Consider the following 17,571-nt stretch of genomic DNA (forward strand, 5'->3'; position numbering starts at 1 on the left):
TACGGGATCATTTAAATGATAGAGATTAAGAGAAAATGTCTGCATTGATTTCGGTTTGTTATGTTAAAATGCGTTAGAGACTGTTGGTTATTGTAAAATGGTTTATCGTTATTTGGAATGACGATGGGGCGTGATTCGAAAAAAATACCTTCAGAGTTCTCATTTTCTCATAAGATTAAGCTGTTTAAGTTCCTCATTGATTGTTACATGAGGGATGTAACAATATTTTAATGATCATTTACAGAAATTTTTTATAAAGATAGATAAGATTTTATTTTCTCTAATTTATTGTTTTATTTAAATAATTCATAGCTTTCTTGCAAGAAGATGTTTTCCATTTTTTACGGTTATTTGTGTAAGATTTTAAAAATCTACGTTTTTCTTTTTGTGGTGATTGCTGTTGGAAAAGTGATTCTACTTTTACGTAGTTTGATTTTTATAGGGTGGATACGTAGAAATTACGGTTTTTTAATATGATCATCAGAGTTATGAAAGAAACTATTTAAAAGTTATAATGATGGTAGATTCTAATTGATGCTTATTGAAATAAAATTGCTTCAAATTGGGTCATTTTAAACTTTTTTTGCCTAAATTTAAACATTTTTAAATAATTTATAATTCTTTTATGTTTTTTTGCGTAGAAGATGATAAGAATTTCTTGTTGTTTAAAGAATTTTATTCCATAGCAAGAATATTGCATCGGCTATCTTAGTGGTTGATGTAAGAGGACAATCGGGGAACCTCCTCCCCCCCCCCCCGCGTGGATCCCCTAGATTGTCTGGCCTGACTGAGGATTTCCTCAGTCAGGCTTTTTGTAATTATTTTAGGAAATGTAAGGTGTTATTAGGGGGGGAGTGTAAGATCTGTTATTGTTTCGCCTATAGTACCTAAATACATAGAGGGGCGAGTCTTATTGGGCGGATAGTGTTAGCGTATTCATTTTTAATAATTTGATTTTTCTTTATTGAGGCATTGTTGCATGTTATAAGAAGAATCATAAAAGGAAGCTATGTTTGTATTCTGTGATCTTTAGGTAAGAGATAATGGGATCTTTTTCACATCGTATTATTTTTATTTTATTTGTATTTTTTATTTCTGGCGCTGTCTTTTTTGCTTCTCAAAGTAGTGCTGTTTATCAGTTTTTTTCCGGTCGCTCTTCTTTTTCTTCTCAGCAGCTTGATGTAACAGAGGAGGAGTTGTTAGAGAGATTATCCGTATCTTTTCCAGATATTATCAAGCATCTTTCTAAGATGACCCCTCAACAGCAGGAGTTGTTTATTGCGCAGCTGCGTCGTGATGTAATTGCGCTTGCTTCTAAAAGTGGTCAGAGTCGTGAGCAGGCTCAAAAATCTGGTGAAACTGTTGCTATGGCTCTCTCAAAAGCGATTTCTCGTCCTTCCGTTGCTAATGCTTATTTTTAGCTATTTTTTAATTGCGCTTTTGGGTTTTATTTTAAGGAGAAAGAGCTTTTCGTGAAATTTTGAAAAGTGCGAGGAGATAATCAATTTTTAAGGTATTAACAAAATTTATCTCTCAAAAGGTAAGCAATTGGAGTATAAGGGTAATGTTGCAATCATTACAGGAGTGATAGAAAGTCTATCAAGGGTATTGGTCCAAGTTAATTGCATTATCAATCGCTACAATGACAAAAGCAGTATTGATTATAATAAAACACGTTAACTGCATTTTATATGCCGGTTATTTTTTTATTTGATATGAGAAAATAAAATTTTTTAAAGGATTTAAGCTTTTTTTGTTCTACGGATTTTAGGATATTTATCCACTTGTATGATTTCTGAAAATGAGGTGCAAGACTGATAAGATGATAGTCTGTAACAAAGAAAAAATATTTGAATGAAGATGAGAGGTCTATTTTTATTTAAAAAGGCTTTGGGGGTATTGAGTTTTCTAACATTTTTCAAAAAAATAGACACAAGTAATTTTTAAGCTTTGTTGTAGGGATAAAAACGGATATAACTTTTTTAGTATATTGTTTTATAATGATAATTTATCATTTTATATTGAATGAGAATCTTAAGAATTGTAAAATCCTCTCATTTTAAATTTATCCATGGTGAAAAAATTAAAATCAGTTTCTTGTATACCACAAGTAGAGGCTTGTGTGGATAAAAACTCTTTTAAAAAGGAATTAAAAAGCTTCTTTGAGACATCTTGAGAGCTAAAAGTCTGTTCCAATATTTTGAATTGGTAAAGAGTATGATGGTTTTAATATATTTATGAATTTTTTATGCGCAATGATGGGGAGATTTGTTTTGTGATTTTTTGAGGTTTTATCGGACATAAAGAGTGCAGTGGGTGTTTATTAATCAGAGAGAAGCGTTGATAACGGTTTATATTTTTTGTGAACCTTTTTTGATATCGAGCATCTTCGGTAAAAAGATGCTCTTGTCTCTCTTTCTTTGAGGGATTGATCTCAATAAAAAAATTAATAATCTTATGTAAAAAATATTACATCTAGTTCAGATGCTATTTTTTTAATATAAAAATTGATTGATACAACAGTGATAGCCGAAAGTTATAGATTATATCATTTTATTTGATACGCTATAAGATTAATTATAGTCTTTTTATTTTTTTATTTTATGATATAGAGAAATCTGAGACTTGTGCATAAAGATATATTCTTTTATTTCATAATTTTAGCTTGAAATTGTCTTACTATTTCCTTTTTAAAGACGTTCTTTTGCTTTCTTTTTTGTATAATACATTTGCAAATTACTTGCGGCTAGAATTTGAGAATGTTTGAGTGAAGAGAAAGAAAATGCAATTTTTGAAAATCTTGTTAAATACAGCATGTGCTGTATTTTTTGTATTTGATATAAGTTGGACTCATAGTGTCTTAAATGTTGCGGAATCAGGAGAAACCTCAGTGATTGTTGCTTCTAAGATTTCTGCTCGTCCTTATGAGTTTCTTATTCAGAAACTTGCGAATAAATATAATGTTCCCGTTAATTTAGCACATGCTGTTGTAAAAGTTGAAAGTAATTATAAGGCAGGTATAAAGGGGGCTGCTGGTGAAATAGGTTTGATGCAAATTAAACCCTCTACGGCACGAGGATTGGGTTTTAGTGGTTCTGTACAGGATTTGTACGATCCTGCGACCAATCTTGAATATGGTATGCGTTATTTGGCAAGGGCCTATAAACTCAGTGGTGGAAGTACGTGTGGTACAATCCTTAAATATAACGCAGGTCATGCTGCAAAAAAAATGAATTCCATTTCAGCGAAATATTGCGCAAAAGTAAAGACTTATCTGGCTTCATTAAAATAAAAACATCTGTTGAGAGAGGTTTGTCATAAAATATTTTAAGATGCTATTTTCACGGAGCAAAAAATGTTTTATAAATCAGTATGTCAGTCGGCTGGGCAGCCGCGCTTGTCCAATGCTGAAAGGCGGCAGGTGAGGAAAGTCCGGGCTCCATGGAAAGACGGTGCCGGGTAACACCCGGCGGGGGTGACCCTAGGGAAAGTGCCACAGAAAGTAAACCGCCTATTTTTATAGGTAAGGGTGAAAGGGTGGAGTAAGAGCCCACCGCGCATTCAGTAATGAATGTGGCAAGGTAAACCCCACCGGGAGCAAGACCAAATAGAAATGACGTGCAAAATTTAATTTGCAGCCGATTTCCGGGCGAGTCATTCGGGTAGGTTGCACGAGGCGGATGGTAACATCCGTCCCAGATGAATGGTTGCCATGTAAAGTGTAAGCTTTACTCTACAGAACCCGGCTTATAGGCCGACTGATATTTCATGATGATACGCGATATTTTATAAGATCAATTATATATGGTCTTTTATGGAGTCTATGTGTTTGAAATGGACACTTGAGCAAAGAGTGTTTTAAAAAATTATAACATTTCTTTAAGTATAATGCGTTAGGATCTGTTTTAGGATAACTTTAGTTTTTTCGTTCATTGTGATTAATGTGAAAGTTGAAGGCCAGGTTATTCTAAGATCAGTTGCCATGAGAGAGCTGTTGATTTAAGACAGCATAACTTCAAGACGGATTATTTTGATAAAGCAGGATCAAAGAGCTGAACGCCATATTCCAGTGTTGTTACAGCCAGTTTTGGCTGGGCTTATGCCATTGGTTGGAGCAAAAGTGATTGATGGCACCTTTGGTGCTGGTGGTTACACGCGCGCTTTGTTAAAGGCAGGGGCACAGGTGATTGCTCTTGATCGTGATCCTCATGCTATCAGTGCAGGACAATTGCTTGTTGAAGAATTTTTTCCACGCCTTCGTTTGGTCCATATGGCGTTTTCACAGCTTGATCGTGTCGTTGAAGAGAAGGTGGATGCAGTTATTTTGGATATTGGTGTCTCTTCAATGCAGCTTGATGAAGCAGAAAGAGGTTTTTCTTTTCAAAAAGATGGGCCATTGGACATGCGAATGGCTCAGACTGGTTTTACAGCTAGCGATGTTGTCAATCATTTAAAAGCAAGAGATTTGGCACGTATTTTTAAGGTATTAGGAGAAGAGCGTTATGCGGGACGAATTGCACGGATGATTGAAAAACGTCGTGTTGTTCAGCCTTTTTTGCGTACGGGTGATTTGGCGTATGCTATCGAAACGTTGATAGGACGTAAACCGGGAGATCGTATTCATCCTGCAACACGTGTATTTCAGGCTCTTCGTATCTATGTTAATGATGAAATTGGTGAATTGGCGCGTGGTTTATTTGCTGCTGAACGCGTTTTAAAAGCTGGAGGCCGTTTGGGGGTTGTCAGTTTTCATTCTCTTGAAGATCGTATGGTCAAAAGATTTTTTTCGACTCGTTCTGGAGAACGTATGAGATCACGCTATCTGCCAGAAATAAAGGCTGCTCCAGCAACATTTTTTCCTTTGTTTAGAGGTGGGGTCACGGCAACTAAAGAGGAGTTACAGAAAAATCCTCGTTCACGTTCTGCGCGGTTGCGTATTGGTGTACGGACTGAAGCAGAGGCTCTTACAGAAGATATGAAATTATTTAGTTTAGCAGAGATTGCCAGTTTTGAAGGCGGCAAGAAATGACAGTTTTTCGTACATTTGATATGATTTTAGTGATGATTATGATTTGTATGGCAGGTCTTACTTATAAGGTAAAATATGATGTTCAAAAACGAATGAATGAAGTTCTTCATCTTGAGCATGAAATTGCTGCAGCAAAAAATACGGTGAGTTTGCTTCATGCTGAGTGGGCTGTGATGATCAAGCCTTCGCGCATGCAAAAACTTGCGAAACGTTATCAAAAAGAACTTGGATTAGAAGTTATACAGCCGCGTCAAATCGTAGAATTTAAAGACATTCCGGTACGGGTACATGATCCAATTGAAGAATTGATTAAACAAAATATCTTGGAAGATAATCAAGATATTTTGGCAAATCGTCGGGATTCTCAGATGAATGGTGTTGTCCAAAAAGGCGTGCAGTGATGAAGTCGACTTTTTTATTCTTACAGAAGAAAAAGCACTTTAAGAATTCGTTGAATAATCATAATGTTTCTGTTCGTCGTCCCTATTCTAGTCGTCCACGTTTGCTTTTTTCGTTGTTCTGCTTTTTAGTTTTATATGGCATCATGGGGGCTTGCCTTATTTCTTATGGGTTGGAAGGTGGACAGATTGAAGAAGCAAAGGGGCCAGGAGTTCTTCAACTGACGGCGCGGCCTGATATTGTTGATCGTAATGGTCGTTTATTGGCAACAGATATTAAAACTTATTCACTTTTTGCTGAGCCACGACGTATTATTGATGTGGATGAAACCATTGAATTGCTCTCAACAGTTTTGCCTGATCTTAATTGGCAGGAAACCTATAAGCGCTTAAAAAGAAAAACTGGTTTTTCTTGGATACAGCGTGGGTTAACACCAATGCAGAAGACACAAATTATGGCCCTTGGTATTCCAGGAATTGGTTTTCGGACTGAAATTCGTCGTTTTTATCCCGATGGACCTGTAACTTCCCATATTCTCGGCATGGTGAATGTTGATAATCAAGGCATTGCAGGTATGGAAAAATATATTGATGATGCGGGTTTGAGTGCTCTGCGTGCTGCTGGTCTTGCCATGGAAGAATCATTAAAACAAGTTCAGCTTTCGATTGATGTGCGACTTCAGGCAATTGTCCATGATGAACTTATTCAGGCTATGAAGCGTTATAAGGCAATTGCTGCAGGAGCTGTTATTTTAAATATACATACGGGGGAAGTTTTGGCGTTGGCATCTCTACCAGATTTTGATCCTGGAAATCCTATTGAAGCTTTAAAAAGTGATCGTCTCAATCGGATGACGGCCGGAACATTTGAAATGGGATCGATTATTAAAAGTTTTACGACCGCCATGGCACTTGATTCCAATATTTTTCATTTAAACAGTATTATTGATGCTTCAAAGCCCATAAAAGCAAGTAGTGGATATATTATTCATGATTTTCACGGAAAAAATCGTCCCTTAACGTTATGGGAGGTTTTTGTTTATTCTTCCAATATTGGTTCTGCTAAAGAAGCATTGGCGATAGGGATTGATAAACATCGTGATTTTTTGCAAAAACTTGGGCTACTGGATCGACTCGCAACAGAGTTGCCTGAAGTTGCTCATCCTATTGTGCCACATCATTGGAAGGATATCCAATCTATGACGATTGCTTTTGGGCATGGTATGGCAACAACTCCCTTGCAAACAGCTGTTGGGGCTGCTGCTTTAATGAATGGTGGTTGGTTAATTGCTCCGACATTTTTAAAACGGACAAAAGAACAAACTTTGCACCATGCAAAACGGGTTTTGCATGCTAAAACAAGTCAAAATATGCGTTACCTTTATCAATTAAATAGTGAGATTGGGTCTGGACGTAATGCAAAAGTAGAAGGTTATCGTGTAGGTGGTAAGACAGGAACAGCTGAGAAAGTTGAAAATGGAAAATATTCTAAAACAAAAAATTTCAATAGTTTTCTTGCTGCTTTTCCTATTGATGATCCTGCTTATGTTGTTTTAACAATTATCGATGAACCAAAGCCTGCAGAGGGACAGCGTTCATCAACAGCGGCGATGAATGCTGGACCAATGCTTGCTAATATTGTTCGTCGCACTGCTAGTTTTCTTGGTGTAAAACCCGATTTTAAAAAAGAATATGAGCCTCTTTTAAGTAAAAAGAGCAATTCAAGTTTCGTTAAACAACGGTAAAATGAATATAAAGGTGCGTTATCATGTTGTTGGGAACAGTTTTTACAGAATGTGTTGAAGATGAAAGTCTTTCTTCAATAGAAATAACAGGAATAAGTGTGGATTCTCGGCAAGTTTTGCCGGGCTATGTTTTTGTCGCTGTTCAAGGGAAAAAAAGTGATGGAAGACACTATATAGATGATGCAATAAAGCGTGGCGCACGAGCAATCGTTACAGACTGTCATGCTGTTCTTGAGGATTTATCTGTTCCCATTTTACGTGTTTCTAATGTTCGTCATAGTTTAGCGTTGGCAGCTGCACGTTTTTACGGATCTCAGCCGGAAACAGTTGTTGCTGTGACTGGTACAAGTGGTAAAACATCTGTTGTCTCTTTTCTTCGGCAAATTTGGACTTATGCTGGATTTTGTGCTGCTAGTATAGGAACTGTTGGTGTTGTTTCTCCTAAACGGAATGTTTATGGTTCTCTCACAACACCTGATCCGGTCGTCTTGCACCGTCTTCTTTATGAAATTTCTTATGAAGGTGTGACTCATGCAGCTCTTGAAGCTTCTTCGCATGGGCTTGACCAAGGACGACTTGATGGAGTCCGTTTAACGGCTGGTGCCTTTACTAATTTAGGGCGAGATCACATGGATTATCACACGGGGGTAGAGGATTATTTGCGGGCTAAAATGAGGTTGTTTGATACACTTTTGCCTGTATCTGCTCCTGCTTTGATTTTTGCTGATGATGTTTATTCACAAAAGGTTATTGATGTTGTTACACAAGCGCGCCGCCGTGTCTTGACAATTGGTCGTAAGGGGCAATTTATCACGATTAATCGTGTCGAACATCAACGCTCAAAACAGTGTATTGAGTGTCGTGTGGAAAACAATATTTATACATTTGTTTTGCCTTTAGCTGGAGATTTTCAGGTAGCCAATGCGCTTATGGCAGCGGGGTTAGCAATTGCAACGGGCGTTTCACCTCGTAAGGTTTTTTCTGCGCTTGAAACTTTGCAGGGGGCACCTGGGCGATTAGAGTTTGTGGGAAAGACAGAAAATAATGCGCTTGTTTATATTGATTATGCCCATAAACCAGAAGCTTTGGAGCAGGTTTTGCTTTCTGTTCGTCCCTTTACGCAAGGGCGCTTGATCGTTGTTTTTGGTTGTGGAGGAGATCGTGATCAAGGAAAAAGACCTTTGATGGGAAAAATTGCGGCGGATAAAGCGGACATTGTTATTGTAACGGATGATAATCCTCGCACAGAAATGCCAGAAAAAATACGCAAGGATATTTTACAGGCGGTGCCAACAGCAATAGAGATAGCAGATCGTGGTGAGGCTATTTCTTACGCGGTGGAGCTTTTGAAAGTTGGTGACACATTAATCATTGCTGGAAAAGGTCATGAGGATGGCCAAATTATAGGGCAGACAACTTATCCTTTTTCAGATCGTCTGAAAGCGATAGAAGCTTTAGAGGACCGAAAGAAATGACAGCTTTATGGGATAAGCAAGCACTTGTTGCTGCAATTAATGGTGTTGTAATGGGAAGCATGCCAGAAACTTTTTCTGGGGTTTCCATTGATAGCCGTACTCTTGCGGAAGGGGATGTTTTTTTCTGCATTAAGGGGCATCATCTTGATGGTCATGATTTTGCTGCGCAAGCTTATGAACGAGGTGCAGGCGTTCTTATCGTTGCGGAACACCGTTTGAGGGATATGAAAAAGATATCGGCTCCACTCATTGTCGTTCCTGATGTTTCGCACGCCTTAGAACAACTTGCACAAGCTGCACGCAAACGTTCAAGAGCTAAGATTATCGCGGTAACAGGATCAGTGGGAAAAACAACGACAAAAGAAGCTTTGAAACAAGCACTTGCAACGGCTGGGAATGTTCATGCGAATCTCGCTTCTTTAAACAATTGCTGGGGGGTTCCACTCACTTTAGCGCGGATGCCTGTGGAGAGTGATTATGGTATCTTTGAAATTGGCATGAATCACAGAGATGAAATTCGCCCTCTGGTCAAACTGGTTTGTCCGCATGTTGCTCTTATTACGCATATTTGTGCAGGACATATGGGTTTTTTCAAGGATCTTGAAGAAATAGCAAAGGCAAAAGCTGAAATTTTTGAAGGATTGGATGAGGAAGGCATTGCCATTTTAAATGCGGATAGTGATTTTTTTTCTTATCTCGTTCAAAAAGCAAAGAAATGCGGTGTAAAAAAGATCTTAAGCTTTGGTGAGACTAAAGATGCTGATTATCAAGCGCATGATATACGTCTTCTAACCGATAGTTCTTCTATGATTGTGCGTATGGGGGGGCGGGATAGGGAGGTCCAAATTGGTGCTCCTGGGCGCCATATTGTGCAAAATAGTTTAGGGGTTATTGCTGCTTGTGATGCTATGGGGGTTGAGCTAGAGCCTGTTTTTCTTTCTTTTCGCCATTTTTCTTCTCAAAAGGGGCGAGGTGTTCGTTATCGACTGTCTTTATCAAATGGGAGTGAATTTTATCTCATTGATGAAAGCTATAATGCAAATCCTGCTTCTATGCGTGCTGCACTTGAGCTTCTTGCTACAGGACCTGTAGGGAAAGGGGGGCGGCGAATTGCTATTTTAGGAGATATGCTAGAGTTAGGGGAGTATAGTGAAAAGCTTCATCGTGATTTAATAAAACCAATACGTCTTTCTGGTGCTAATCCGGTTTTTCTATTTGGTGAGGCGATGAAATATTTAGTCAGTGATTTGTCTGCTGGTGTTAAGGTTCATTATGCTGAAAATATTGAGAAAATTTTATCGCTTCTTTTAGCAGAAATTTCTTCTGGGGATCTGCTTATGGTTAAATCATCCAATAGCCTTTGTTCATCAAATATTGTGACTGCATTGTTTGATCGCTATAAAGCGGTTTCTTCATAGTTTTAAGAGGTTTTTTTATTCCATGATGCTATTTTTTTCTTCGTTTAGTGATTGGCTTCCAGGTGTGAATGTATTTCGTTATATTACTTTTCGCACGATAGCGGCTATGCTTACTTCGGGGCTTATCGTCTTTTTGTTTGGACCTAGCATCATTGCTTCTCTTAAATTGCGGCAGGGTAAGGGGCAACCGATACGTGCTGATGGTCCTCAAACACATTTTAAAAAGGCTGGAACACCTACAATGGGTGGATTGATGATTTTAATCGGCATTGTGGTATCGGCATTTTTATGGGGTAATTTATCGAATATTTACTTTTGGGTATCGCTATTGGTTATGCTTTCTTTTGGGGGAATTGGATTTTATGACGATTATCTTAAGGTCACAAAACAAACAGACAAAGGATTTTCTGGGAAAGCACGATTAAGCTTGGAGTTTTTTGTTGCGGCAATTGCGGCTTTTGCCATCTTGAAAGTTGGCTCATCTGGATTAGCTTTGCCTTTTTTAAAAGATTATCTTATCAATTTGGGCTGGTTTTTTATTCCTTTTTCTGCTTTCGTCATTGTTGCGACGGGTAATGCGGTTAATTTAACGGATGGACTCGATGGGCTTGCTATTGTTCCTGTGATGGTTGCAGCTCTATCTTTTGCTCTGATTGCTTATCTTTCTGGTAATATGAATTTTGCTGATTATCTCCAAATCCATTATGTATCGGGAACAGGTGAATTGGCTGTTTTATTGGGAGCTGTTGTTGGGGCAGGGCTTGGTTTTTTATGGTTTAATGCACCACCTGCAGCTATTTTTATGGGAGATACTGGTTCATTGGCTCTTGGAGGACTCTTAGGGACTGTTGCGGTTGCTACGAAACACGAAATTGTTTTGGTTCTTATTGGTGGGCTTTTTGTTGTGGAAGCTTTTTCGGTCGTTATTCAGGTTGGTTATTTCAAATTAACAAGAAAACGCGTGTTTCTTATGGCACCAATACATCATCATTTTGAGAAAAAAGGCTGGACTGAAAGCCAAGTCGTGATACGCTTTTGGATTATTTCGATTGTTCTCGCTCTCATAGGTCTTTCAACACTTAAATTGCGGTGAGATTTTGATTTCTGTTGCGTGTTATAAAGGTCAAAAAGTTGCTCTCTTTGGATTAGGGACGTCGGGATTGGCGGCGGCACAAGCATTGATGTGCGGTGGCGCAGAAGTGGTGGCGTGGGATGATAGTCCTTCAAGCGTGCAAATGGCTTTTCAGCACAATATTCCAACACGAGATCTCCGTTATGAAGATTGGTCAGAATTTGTTGCATTGATTGTAGCTCCTGGAGTTCCTGTAAATTATCCTCAACCCCATTGGGTTGTTGAAAAAGCACGAAAAAAAAATATAGAAATTATCGGTGATATTGAATTATTTGTTCGTGCGCGCCATGATTTTTTACAGCTTTATGGTTTGTGTGACCAAGATGTTCCTTTCATTGCGATTACGGGGACGAATGGCAAGTCAACCACAACGGCTTTACTTGCGCATTTGTTGGAAAAAATGGGCTATGATGTGCAGGTGGGGGGAAATATCGGAAAGGCAATATTGACCCTTAAACCGTTTGTTAAAAAACGTATCTATGTGATTGAATGTTCATCATTTCAAATTGATCTTACTCCCTCTCTTCAGCCGACCATTGGACTTTTATTGAATTTAACACCTGATCATATTGATCGACATGGGAGTTTTGCCTGTTATGTGCAAACCAAAAGGCATCTGATTGCTCAGGCTTCTCAGGCTTTCATTTCAGTTGATGATGCAGCTTGTCGGGTTTTATATCAACAGTTACTTCATGATGGGAAGCAAATTGAGGCAGTTTCCAAGGATCATTTTGTTGAAAATGGTTTTTATGCAGATGGGACCAAGCTCTTTTCTGTTCGTCAAGGACAGCGTCATATGCTTGCAGATCTTGCTCCTATGGCGGTGTTACGTGGGAGTCATAATGCGCAAAATGCCCTTATGGCATTAGCAACATTGCAGGCTTTAAAAATAACTGATCCTTCTGTGAACAAGCATTTGGCAAGTTATAAAGGGTTGGATCATCGTATGCAGCAGGTGCGTAAAATGGGGGCGGTTTTGTTTATCAATGACAGCAAGGCTACTAATGCAGATGCAACAGCTCCTGCGCTTTCCACCTTTAATGATATTTTTTGGATTGTTGGGGGACAGGCAAAAAAGGGAGGAATAGAGTCTCTTAGAGAATTTTTTCCTAAAATTCGTAAAGCCTATTTAATTGGGAGCGCGGCGGAAGAATTTGCTCGCACTATTGGATCTGCTTTTCCCTTTTCTATGAGCTTAACTTTGAAAAATGCGGTGTGTGAAGCAGCTGTTGACGCAATGGATTTTCAGGCAAAAGAGGTGACGGTTCTTTTGTCACCTGCTTGTGCAAGTTATGACCAATTTAAAAATTATGAAATGCGAGGCGAAGCATTTGTCTCTTTTGTGATGCAGTTACAATAAAAAAGCATCAGTTATAAAAAAATATTTTTGCGTTAAGACTCCAGAATCTTTTTTTGTGTAATTTAGTTTTTAAAGTGTTTGTTAAACAGGCTGGGGAACCATATCACTTTGAGATAATTTATAAAATGGATAAGGTGGATACCATGGTGACGCGTGCAGATAGAGATCCAATTGCTAATTGGTGGTGGACGATTGATCGCTCTATCTTTGCAGCTTGTTTAATTTTAATGGGAATTGGCATTATGCTGTCTTTTGCTGCCAGCCCTATTATTGCAAAAAAAATCGGAATTGCTGATAGTTTTTATTTTGTTCGGTGGCATATCATTTTTAGCATTTCAGCATTTTTTACGATGGTTACCATTTCCTTTTTTTCGCTTTCTAATATTCGTCGTTTATGTGCTCTTTTGCTCATTGTAACGCTTGCTCTTATGGTTGCAACCTTATTTTGGGGTCCAGAATTAAAGGGAGCACGGAGGTGGATTCTACTATTTGGTTTTTCTGTACAGGCGTCAGAGTTTATGAAGCCAGCTTTTGTGGTTATGTCCGCTTGGCTTTTTTCGGAACAGATACGCAAGAGGGGCATTCTGGGTTATACGTTAGCGATTCTACTTTATGCCATTTGTTGTGTGCTTCTGGTTTTGCAGCCTGATATTGGACAAACAGTTTTAATAAGTGCAACATGGGGGGGGCTGTTTTTTATTGCTGGTGTCCCTCTTACTATTATTTTTCTCTTTCTCATTTTAGGCGTTGTAGGAATTATTTTAGCTTATTTTTTTCTGCATCATGTGCGCGAGCGGATCAATGGTTTTTTGACAGGTGAAGGAGATACTTTTCAAGTGGATGTGGGACGTGAGGCTATTTTGAATGGTGGTTGGTTTGGGCAAGGTCCTGGGGAGGGCACAGTAAAACGTATCATTCCTGATAGCCATACAGATTTTGTATTTTCCGTTGCTGCTGAAGAATATGGTATTATTCTTTGTTTATTAATTATGATGCTGTTTGGCTTTATCGTTATGCGTTCATTGTATATAGCCATGAATACACGTGATTCCTTTATACGTCTTGGTATTACTGGCATAGCAATGATGATTGGCTTTCAATCAGCTATTAATATGGCCGTTAATCTTCACTTAATTCCTCCAAAAGGTATGACATTGCCTTTTATTTCTTATGGTGGTTCTTCGATGGTGGCGATTGCGTTTTCAATGGGCATTTTGCTTAGTTTAACACGTCGTTGGCCAGAAGCGCGCCTTTCAGCTTTTTCTTCCTCTTCTGTCTTGGATACCCCTTATGAATGATAAAAAAGTTATTATTTTGGTGGCTGGTGGTACAGGTGGACATCTTTTTCCTGCTGAAGCCCTTTCTGTTGAATTAAGGCAGCGTGGATATGATGTTCATTTAATAACAGATGAAAGAGCACGCTCTTTTGTTCGGTGTTTTGATGAAGAGCATATTCATATCGTTTCATCGGCAACATTTACACGACGCCATCCTTTTGCTCTGATAAAGACGTTTTGGTCTTTGCTAAGGGGTATGGGGCAATCGTTGGCGTTGTTTTATAAATTACGTCCTGTTCTTGTTGGAGGATTTGGGGGGTATCCGAGCTTTCCTCCTCTTTTTATTGCGGCTTTAACGAGGCGTGTGACATTTATTCATGAACAAAATGCTGTTATGGGGCGTGCCAATCGGATGTTGGCAATTTTTGTGCGTGCAATCGCTGGTGGTTTGTTGTCACCAAATGGCGCTTATGCTCATAAAATACTTTTGACGGGGAATCCTGTCCGTGAGGCTGTGTTGAAGGCGGCCAAAATTCCTTATCATTCTTCAGAGGGAGAAAAGCCATTTAATTTTTTGATTTTTGGAGGTAGCCAAGGGGCTTCTGCTTTTTCACATATTGTTCCAGAAGCTATTGCTTTATTTGATGATAAGAACCGTAAACGTTTACGAATTGTACAGCAAGTCCGCGGTGAAGCAGGAAGGTTGATCAAAATCTATCGTGATATGGGGGTACAAGCAGAAGTTGCTCCTTTCTTTGATGATATGGCTGAACGTATGGCACATGCTCATTTTATTTTGTCGCGCGCTGGGGCTTCGTCCGTTTGTGAGATAGCGGTGATTGGTAGACCTGCTCTGCTTGTTCCCTATCCCCATGCTTTAGATCATGATCAGGCTGCCAATGCAGCTTTGCTTGCTCGTGTGGGGGGAGCGCAAATTATATCAGAAAAAGATTTAAATGCACAAAAGCTTTCTTCTCTTTTAATGCACGCTTGTTGTGCGCCCCATTTATTGGAAAAACAAGCGCTTGCTGCAAAAAAAGTTGGACAACCTCATGCAACCCGTCGCCTTGCTGATATGGCTGAATCCTTAATTGCAGGGCGATTGTTGTCAAATATAAAAGAGGAGCTTTTTAATGAAAATGCCACTTGATATAGGCGTTATCCATTTTATCGGAATCGGGGGGATCGGTATGAGTGGAATTGCGGAGGTTTTTTATAATCTTGGCTATAAAGTTCAAGGGTCAGATCAAGTTGAAAGTGCAAATGTTGAACGTTTGCGGAAAAAAGGAATTAACGTTCATATAGGTCATTGTGCTGAAAACTTAGGGAATGCAGAGGTTGTTGTTTTTTCTACTGCCGTTAAAAAAACAAATCCTGAGTATATTGCTGCAAAGGAAAGACATTTGCCGCTTGTCAGACGTGCAGAAATGCTGGCGGAGCTGATGCGGTTTCGGCGTGCAATTGCGGTGGGTGGTACACATGGTAAAACAACAACCACATCAATGGTCGCAGCCCTTCTTGATGCTGGTCATTTTGATCCAGTGGTGATTAATGGCGGTATTATTAATGCTTATGGTACGAATTCTCGTACAGGAGATGGCGATTGGATGATTGTTGAAGCTGATGAAAGTGATGGTACATTTTTAAAGCTGCCTGCTGATATTGCTGTTATTACTAATATTGACGCTGAGCATTTGGATCATTATGGAAGTTTTGATGCTGTGCGTGAGGCTTTTCGGCAATTCATAGAAAATGTTCCTTTTTATGGTTTTGCTGTTTTGTGTCTTGATCATCCAGAGGTTCAGTCATTGGCGGGCCGTATTGATGATCGTTGGGTGATCACTTATGGTGCAAATCCACAAGCGGATGTTCGTTTTCTTAATCTTTCGATGGATGGTCAAAAAACGCATTTTGATGTTCTTGTTCGCTCACGCAAAACAGGAAGAAAGATTGAGTTGAAAAATTTGCTTTTGCCCATGGCAGGGCAGCATAATGTTGCCAATGCAACGGCGGCGATTGCTATTGCACATGAACTTGGTATTTCAAATGAAGCTATAAAAAGGGGCTTAGCAGAATTTGGCGGAGTAAAACGGCGTTTTACGCGAACAGGAAGTTGGCGTGGCATTGAAATATTTGATGATTATGGACATCATCCTGTTGAAATAAAGGCAGTTTTGCGTGCTGCACGTGAGAGTGCAAAAGGGCGTGTTATTGCGATTGCACAACCCCATCGGTATTCGCGTTTGTATCATTTATTTGATGATTTTGCTGCTTGTTTTAATGATGCAGATACAGTGTTGATTACGCCCGTTTATGCGGCTGGTGAAGAGCCTATTGTAGGATTTGGTTCTCAAGAATTGGTAGAGCATATTAAAATGGCGGGTCATCGTGATGTGCGCTTGATACATGGTTTGGAAGATGTTGTGTCTCTTGTCTCAAAATTTGCTCAGGCAGAGGATTATGTTGTTTTTCTTGGTGCTGGCAATATCACACAATGGGCTTGTGCGTTGCCTCATCAGTTAGCGGTATTGGATGGTCATGATAAATTTTCAGCACATTGATGGTGAGGCGCTATTGGCGCAATTGCAACCACTGTTGGGTGGCGTGAGAGGAAAGCTTACACCTAATGTTGAGATGCGTAAGGTAACGTGGTTTCGCACGGGCGGGTTGGCAGAGCTTTTTTATCAGCCTGTTGATGAAGAAGATTTGGCTCTCTTTCTTCAAAATTTGCCTGAATTTGTTCCTGTAACAATTGTCGGTATTGGTTCTAATCTTCTGGTGCGTGATGGGGGGGTTCCTGGTGTTGTGATTCGTCTTTCGCCAAAAAAATTTGGGCAAGTGAAACAAGTTTCTCCAAAAGGCTTTTTAGTTGGTGCTGGTACGGCGGATAAACATTTAGCTGCTGCCGCTTTAGAAGCTGAGATTGCAGGTTTTCATTTTTATCATGGTATTCCTGGAGGTCTTGGGGGAGCTCTCAAAATGAATGCGGGTGCGAATGGTGTTGAAACCGCAGCGCGTGTTGTCGAGGTCTATGCGCTGGATCGTAAAGGGCAACGTCATATCTTGAGTGTGAAAGATATGCATTATTCCTATCGCCATTGTGATATTCCTAAAGATTTTATTTTTACGGCTGCTTTATTAGAAGGAAAACTCGGCAATAAAGATGATATTCGTGCTGCTATGGATGAAGTTGCCCTCCACAGAGAAACAGTGCAACCTATTCGCGAAAAAACAGGGGGATCAACTTTCAAAAATCCTGAGAATACATCCGCGTGGCGCGTGATTGATGAAGCAGGGTGTCGTGGTTTACAGATTGGTGGCGCTCAAATGAGTGAAATGCACTGTAATTTTATGATTAATACAGGGCAAGCAACAGGATATGATCTTGAAGCATTGGGAGAAACAGTGCGTGCGCGTGTTTTTGCAAATTCAGCCCACCTTTTACAATGGGAAATAGAGCGTATTGGTCAATTTGAGCGTGGTCGAAGTGTTTCTCCTTTTGATCCATTTCATTGATTTATTGTTCACTAAAAAGTGAAAATAAAAAATTGAGTCATTTCAAAGAGATAATAAAAAATTTCTATTAAGAATCAATAAATTAACAAAGAATCTCTTGCATCAGGCTTTTGAGTCTGATTCATTATGCAAAATGCTAGGTTATTGATTCGCAAGGATAAACTTTGTTTTTCCTGTATGTAGTGCTGATGTATTCTATATAGGCTACATATAGTATGCGA

13 protein-coding genes and 1 other RNA gene are annotated in these 17,571 nt (G+C 39.2%); all 14 read left to right on the forward strand.

Going from position 1 to position 17,571, the window contains the following annotated elements; translation table 11 throughout:
- Window positions 1-1,043: 1,043 nt before the first annotated feature.
- The 14 genes from ACFINM_RS05260 (at window position 1,044) to murB (ending at window position 17,350) form a co-directional block, all read left to right on the forward strand.
- On the forward strand, window positions 1,044-1,421 hold the full coding sequence (locus tag ACFINM_RS05260) for a hypothetical protein (protein WP_375613361.1): 378 nt from the start codon (window positions 1,044-1,046) through the stop codon (window positions 1,419-1,421).
- Window positions 1,422-2,782: 1,361 nt separating this feature from the next.
- On the forward strand, window positions 2,783-3,292 hold the full coding sequence (locus ACFINM_RS05265) for a lytic transglycosylase domain-containing protein (protein ID WP_375613362.1): 510 nt from the start codon (window positions 2,783-2,785) through the stop codon (window positions 3,290-3,292).
- An 83-nt stretch (window positions 3,293-3,375) separates the two neighbouring features.
- Window positions 3,376-3,766: RNase P RNA component class A (gene rnpB, locus ACFINM_RS05270), an RNA gene on the forward strand.
- 264 nt (window positions 3,767-4,030) lie between these two features.
- A complete protein-coding gene (gene rsmH, locus ACFINM_RS05275) occupies window positions 4,031-5,029 on the forward strand; it encodes a 16S rRNA (cytosine(1402)-N(4))-methyltransferase RsmH (RefSeq protein WP_375640834.1) in 999 nt (332 codons plus the stop codon).
- On the forward strand, window positions 5,026-5,430 hold the full coding sequence (locus ACFINM_RS05280; protein WP_375606961.1) for a hypothetical protein: 405 nt from the start codon (window positions 5,026-5,028) through the stop codon (window positions 5,428-5,430). Before rsmH ends, ACFINM_RS05280 begins: the two co-directional genes overlap by 4 nt.
- On the forward strand, window positions 5,430-7,172 hold the full coding sequence (locus ACFINM_RS05285; RefSeq protein WP_375640835.1) for a peptidoglycan D,D-transpeptidase FtsI family protein: 1,743 nt from the start codon (window positions 5,430-5,432) through the stop codon (window positions 7,170-7,172). The genes ACFINM_RS05280 and ACFINM_RS05285 overlap by 1 nt, the downstream gene beginning before the upstream one ends.
- A 23-nt stretch (window positions 7,173-7,195) precedes the next feature.
- Window positions 7,196-8,647, forward strand: coding sequence for a UDP-N-acetylmuramoyl-L-alanyl-D-glutamate--2,6-diaminopimelate ligase (locus tag ACFINM_RS05290; RefSeq protein ID WP_375640836.1), 1,452 nt, complete (start codon window positions 7,196-7,198; stop codon window positions 8,645-8,647).
- Window positions 8,644-10,065 (forward strand): UDP-N-acetylmuramoyl-tripeptide--D-alanyl-D-alanine ligase, encoded by a 1,422-nt coding sequence (murF, locus tag ACFINM_RS05295; protein WP_375640837.1) that lies wholly within the window; start codon window positions 8,644-8,646, stop codon window positions 10,063-10,065. The genes ACFINM_RS05290 and murF overlap by 4 nt, the downstream gene beginning before the upstream one ends.
- Before the next feature lie 22 nt (window positions 10,066-10,087).
- Complete coding sequence (gene mraY / locus ACFINM_RS05300; protein WP_375640838.1) at window positions 10,088-11,158, forward strand: phospho-N-acetylmuramoyl-pentapeptide-transferase; 1,071 nt, start codon at window positions 10,088-10,090, stop codon at window positions 11,156-11,158.
- A 4-nt stretch (window positions 11,159-11,162) separates the two neighbouring features.
- On the forward strand, window positions 11,163-12,557 hold the full coding sequence (gene murD / locus ACFINM_RS05305) for a UDP-N-acetylmuramoyl-L-alanine--D-glutamate ligase (RefSeq protein ID WP_375640839.1): 1,395 nt from the start codon (window positions 11,163-11,165) through the stop codon (window positions 12,555-12,557).
- A 143-nt stretch (window positions 12,558-12,700) separates the two neighbouring features.
- On the forward strand, window positions 12,701-13,855 hold the full coding sequence (locus tag ACFINM_RS05310) for an FtsW/RodA/SpoVE family cell cycle protein (protein WP_375621370.1): 1,155 nt from the start codon (window positions 12,701-12,703) through the stop codon (window positions 13,853-13,855).
- Window positions 13,848-14,984, forward strand: coding sequence for an undecaprenyldiphospho-muramoylpentapeptide beta-N-acetylglucosaminyltransferase (murG, locus tag ACFINM_RS05315; RefSeq protein ID WP_375640840.1), 1,137 nt, complete (start codon window positions 13,848-13,850; stop codon window positions 14,982-14,984). Before ACFINM_RS05310 ends, murG begins: the two co-directional genes overlap by 8 nt.
- Window positions 14,968-16,395 carry a UDP-N-acetylmuramate--L-alanine ligase gene (gene murC, locus ACFINM_RS05320; protein WP_375621368.1) on the forward strand — a complete coding sequence of 476 codons (1,428 nt, stop codon included), beginning with the start codon at window positions 14,968-14,970 and terminating at the stop codon, window positions 16,393-16,395. The genes murG and murC overlap by 17 nt, the downstream gene beginning before the upstream one ends.
- Window positions 16,373-17,350, forward strand: a complete 978-nt coding sequence (gene murB / locus ACFINM_RS05325; protein ID WP_375640841.1) for a UDP-N-acetylmuramate dehydrogenase — start codon at window positions 16,373-16,375, stop codon at window positions 17,348-17,350. Before murC ends, murB begins: the two co-directional genes overlap by 23 nt.
- The last annotated feature ends 221 nt before the right edge of the window (window positions 17,351-17,571 follow it).

The sequence above is a fragment of the Bartonella sp. AA168HLJHH genome (genome assembly GCF_042197365.1).
Lineage (GTDB): Bacteria > Pseudomonadota > Alphaproteobacteria > Rhizobiales > Rhizobiaceae > Bartonella.

Coding starts and splice junctions, on each gene's coding strand:
- ACFINM_RS05280 (WP_375606961.1), top strand. CDS start 5,026: ATGACAGTTTTTCGTACATTTGATATGATTTTAGTGATGATTATGATT.
- ACFINM_RS05310 (WP_375621370.1), top strand. CDS start 12,701: ATGGTGACGCGTGCAGATAGAGATCCAATTGCTAATTGGTGGTGGACG.
- ACFINM_RS05260 (WP_375613361.1), top strand. CDS start 1,044: ATGGGATCTTTTTCACATCGTATTATTTTTATTTTATTTGTATTTTTT.
- murB (WP_375640841.1), top strand. CDS start 16,373: ATGATAAATTTTCAGCACATTGATGGTGAGGCGCTATTGGCGCAATTG.
- murF (WP_375640837.1), top strand. CDS start 8,644: ATGACAGCTTTATGGGATAAGCAAGCACTTGTTGCTGCAATTAATGGT.
- mraY (WP_375640838.1), top strand. CDS start 10,088: ATGATGCTATTTTTTTCTTCGTTTAGTGATTGGCTTCCAGGTGTGAAT.
- ACFINM_RS05285 (WP_375640835.1), top strand. CDS start 5,430: ATGAAGTCGACTTTTTTATTCTTACAGAAGAAAAAGCACTTTAAGAAT.
- murG (WP_375640840.1), top strand. CDS start 13,848: ATGAATGATAAAAAAGTTATTATTTTGGTGGCTGGTGGTACAGGTGGA.
- ACFINM_RS05290 (WP_375640836.1), top strand. CDS start 7,196: ATGTTGTTGGGAACAGTTTTTACAGAATGTGTTGAAGATGAAAGTCTT.
- murC (WP_375621368.1), top strand. CDS start 14,968: ATGAAAATGCCACTTGATATAGGCGTTATCCATTTTATCGGAATCGGG.
- ACFINM_RS05265 (WP_375613362.1), top strand. CDS start 2,783: ATGCAATTTTTGAAAATCTTGTTAAATACAGCATGTGCTGTATTTTTT.